The following is a 269-nucleotide window of genomic DNA, read 5'->3' on the forward strand; positions in this document are numbered from 1 at the left end:
GTGGTCACTGGCGTTTTCACCGGATCGATGGACTCGAGGTTGCCGCCGGCGGCCGATTTAATCGACTCGGTCACGGTGGTTGGACCGGTGTAGACGTCGTTGCCCACGGTCACTGGCAGGCTACCGGTGCTCTGACCTTCAGCGATGGTGATGACCTTGCCGCTGTCCAACGTCACGGTCACTGGACCGTTTTGCGCGGTGACCGGTTTGCCCTGAGCATCGGTCAGGGTGGCGGTGTAGGTGATGGTGCCGTTCTCGTCCACGCTCGG

At 62.5% G+C, this 269-nt stretch carries 1 protein-coding gene; it reads right to left on the bottom strand.

All coding sequences use genetic code 11. The features are described from left to right. On the bottom strand, positions 1-269 hold a 269-nt coding region (locus tag Q8X48_RS29985; RefSeq protein WP_407802685.1), incomplete at both ends, for an immunoglobulin-like domain-containing protein.

The sequence above is a fragment of the Pseudomonas sp. QLc11A genome (assembly GCF_052112305.1).
GTDB classification, from domain to species: domain Bacteria; phylum Pseudomonadota; class Gammaproteobacteria; order Pseudomonadales; family Pseudomonadaceae; genus Aquipseudomonas; species Aquipseudomonas laurylsulfatiphila.